This is a genomic window from Cupriavidus sp. 05T313 (assembly GCF_056396665.1).
The window spans coordinates 1-3,338 of the sequence record NZ_JBFTLX010000420.1 but is presented as its reverse complement, the minus strand read 5'-3'; the positions used below and the strand labels follow the sequence as shown (position 1 = coordinate 3,338).

The 3,338-nt window shown below is 60.9% G+C and carries 3 protein-coding genes and 1 pseudogene; all 4 read right to left on the bottom strand.

What is annotated here, in order from left to right; genetic code table 11:
- Window positions 1–165 precede the first annotated feature (165 nt).
- Window positions 166–734 (bottom strand): annotated as a pseudogene (locus AC1DKD_RS40120) (phage integrase family protein); the annotation flags it as partial.
- Window positions 735–754: 20 nt separating this feature from the next.
- Window positions 755–1,558, bottom strand: coding sequence for a ParB N-terminal domain-containing protein (locus tag AC1DKD_RS40115; RefSeq protein WP_477144639.1), 804 nt, complete (start codon window positions 1,556–1,558; stop codon window positions 755–757).
- Window positions 1,559–1,667: 109 nt separating this feature from the next.
- On the bottom strand, window positions 1,668–2,153 hold the full coding sequence (locus AC1DKD_RS40110) for a SixA phosphatase family protein (RefSeq protein ID WP_441637646.1): 486 nt from the start codon (window positions 2,151–2,153) through the stop codon (window positions 1,668–1,670).
- 174 nt (window positions 2,154–2,327) lie between these two features.
- Window positions 2,328–2,795 (bottom strand): hypothetical protein, encoded by a 468-nt coding sequence (locus AC1DKD_RS40105; RefSeq protein ID WP_441637644.1) that lies wholly within the window; start codon window positions 2,793–2,795, stop codon window positions 2,328–2,330.
- Between the last annotated feature and the right edge of the window lie 543 nt (window positions 2,796–3,338).

The following is a 3,338-nucleotide window of genomic DNA, read 5'->3' as shown; positions in this document are numbered from 1 at the left end:
GCGAAAGATACCATAAAAGCACTTTTCCGTTGCGGTATCTGAAGTCTCCGTGCCGTCCCACACGCAACACTTCAGAACATACCAACAGAGCACATAATACGTGTTATGTTAAATCCTATCTACGGGGCTGCCAGCCAATACCGGCGCGGCTTCCAGCAAGAAAAGCACCCTGCGCTCTCGGGGCGTTGGTCGTCGCAGGAATCTGCGATAGGCTGTCGCATCCTCCGTGGTGAGTGAGGACAACGGCCGCCCCCGCTCAATGATGCGCCCAAAGGATCAGGCGTTTCGCTTCCTTGCGATAGGCGCGCAGGGTCGCCGCCGACTGCTGCAGCGCCAACCAGCCGTGGATGGCCGCGTAGTCGCTGTCCGCATTGAGGGTGCAGGTCTGGCACGGCGCGCGAAACTGCCCCTGCGACCCGTCGCCTTCAAGCGGCATGACGTAATTGTTCCCTCGGTACACTCCCGCGGGATCAGCGCGCGGACGCGCTCGGTCGGTTGTGGGTGCTGGGCGAAGAACGCTTCAATCCGCCGGGCCCGGCCGCGCCCAGGCCCGGAATGGCCACCCACCAGCGGCGTCGGCGCGGCACGCGTACTGTCAGGGCCGCCAGCACGCCGATGCCCTGAGACCGCAGCGCAGCCACTGCGCGCGGTGCCAGCCACAGCCCGATGTCGTCACTGATGACCGGCTTGGACGCCGGCAGTCCGTGTAGTCGTTCGATCGCCTGCTCGGCAGCCCTGCCCTTCTCCGCCCGCTCTATTGACCACCGCGGGTCTCTGCGAGTGCAACGGTCAAGTGCTGCACCTTCTTTTTCAACTGATCGCGCTCTTCTGTGAGCTGTGCAACCAATACCGTCAGGCGATGAATTGCAAGTTGATCGGGTGTGGCGTCGCTGGGCGGTGGCGCCAGTTCAGGCTTGGGTGGCACGCGGGCCTCGCGCACCTGTCTCGCCACCTGGCGCAGTTCCTTCTTGCCTCCAGCAACAGCCGCTACTTGCTTCTCGCCAGGCAAGGAGGCTACGGCAGCCGCGGCATTAATGGAAATTACGCCCGCTTTTACTGCGCTGACCAACTCGGGCGCAGCCGTCTTCTGGATTTTCTCGATCTGACCAAGCGTCGCACTGCTCACCCGTGCTGCGCGCGCAACAGCCTCGCGAGTCAACACCGGATCGGCCCCGGATTGCGTGGCGACTTCGGTCCCGGCAGGTTTTGCATGCTGCGCTTGCGTTTGCGCCAGACGCGCGGATACGATTCCCTTCTTCCGCAGGGCAAGTACCCCTCGTTGGAAATCTGATACGCTGCGCCGCCCGAGGTGATTGTCGATCATCCACAGGTGCACRTCKTCCATMGACTGGAACGTCTGGTTTTGTACCGTATTGAAAGGGATTCCGTGCTCGTGGCAGATGCTGTAGCGGTTGTGTCCGTCCACCAGGAGATCGCCCCACAACACCAGCGCATCGCGGCACCCTTCCGAGAGCAAGCTGCGTTCTAATGCTGCGTATTCGTCTTCTGTAAGTGGATCGATATAGGCACGGAGCTCTTCGTTGATAGTGATCTTCATGGGCCAAACAAAAAATGTAGGACGGTAGTGTACACACTGCCGCCTTTTCAAGCCGTGTAGCGGGGCCGATGAAGCTGGGCCTGGCGCTGCGCATTGGCGAATGCCTGCACTATCTCTTCGGTGCGTCCATCCTCACCTTCGCCGGGCCGATCTCCGCGACATCCGCCCACGCCTTTGCGTCGAAGCAAAACTCCGCGATTGCGCATGTGGGCATGTCTATGATCGCGCTCGATAGCCGATGTGCGAGGTCGGTGAACTCGGGATTGTGGCCGAAGAGCATCACGCGGTCCAGCCTGTCGTCGAGTGCGCAGATCATGGTGAGCAAGTTGTCCGAGCTGCTGGCATAGAGGCGCTCATCGACGACGATGTCCTTGCGCTTGTAGCCGATCTCATCGGCGATGAGTTGCGCCGTGGTCAGCGCACGCAGCGCCGGGCTCGACATGAGTAGATCGGGATCGACGCCGCGATCAGTCAGGCGTTTGCCCATCTTGGACGCGTCATTGCGGCCGCGATTGTCTAACTGTCGCTGCCGGTCGGGCAAGGACGGATCGTCGCGACTCGATTTGGCATGCCGCACAAGAAACAGGATTTTCATGATCAAGCTGAGGGGTGGCCTGAAGCGCCATTATCGCCCTATTCGACCACCGCGGCGACTAACAGAGGTGCTAGCCTTTCATGCTCTCGATTGCTGTCGTTTTCAACATCGCATCGCTGCTGGGCTTGCGAACCGTCGTAAATGGCGCCGAAATCAAAGCTACCCCCAAAAGGCCTACCGAAGCGGTACATCCAGATTCGTGCCGGTGACGTGGAGTTGCTCCGACCCGTACACCACGACTTTAGGCGGCGCGAACTCCAGGTGATTCTCTTCCAGCCATGCGGCAACCGCGGCTTCCAGCCGATCCATGAGATCCAGTTGAAGTTTCCATGACTCTGGGGACTCGCGGCCGGGAAAGCCATCACCGATCGCTGCCGCGAGAATGGGGGCGAGCACATCTTGGGCTTGCTCGCTGCCAATCAATTTGCCCTCGTGTTCGCCCAAGGCCATGCCAGAGAGCATCCGCTCGATAATCCTCGTCGCTTCGAACCGCGCGAAGTAGGACGGAGGCTCAGGGCTAAAGCCCGCGGTAACCACCTGCGTCATGCCCATCTGCGCTGCCGCCGAAATGGCATCGCGACGGGACCCGAACCCCGCGACCCATCGACCGGCCGCATCCTTGTACCCGAACTCTTCCTGCATGCTGCCTCCGGCATGGTTGATGTTGGGCCTTTACCATGGCGCCGTTCTCCGTCCGGTATTCGGTCGGCCTTGGCTGCCGTGGCATCCGTTGGCACGCTACGGATCAGGCCTTCCTGCGAGAGGCCAATGAGCCTCTTACAAGGCGCACGTGCGGTCCGCCTCCGATGCACGGGCCCAGCGTGTCTCGTAATAGCAGACACCCGGTGTTGTTGTGTTGGTTTGCACCCGCCAGATCCAGGCCCGCACGCGCCAGGCTTTGACGCCATTTTTCGTACCCGAAAAAAATCGATCCCAAGCCCAGCCTGCCTTTGCGGGCGATTCACGCTGACCTGCCCCGCCTTGGCACACTCCATGCGTTTGTACCTCCCGAGCGCAGAAACAATGCTCGAACCAACCGAACCCCAAGTCCCAATCGCTCCCAAGGAGAACTGCCATGACTACCACCCTCGCCATCAAGGACCTGTCCGTCACAATCGCTCCCAAGGAGAACTGCCATGACTACCACCCTCGCCATCAAGGACCTGTCCGTCACCGAAGAACTCG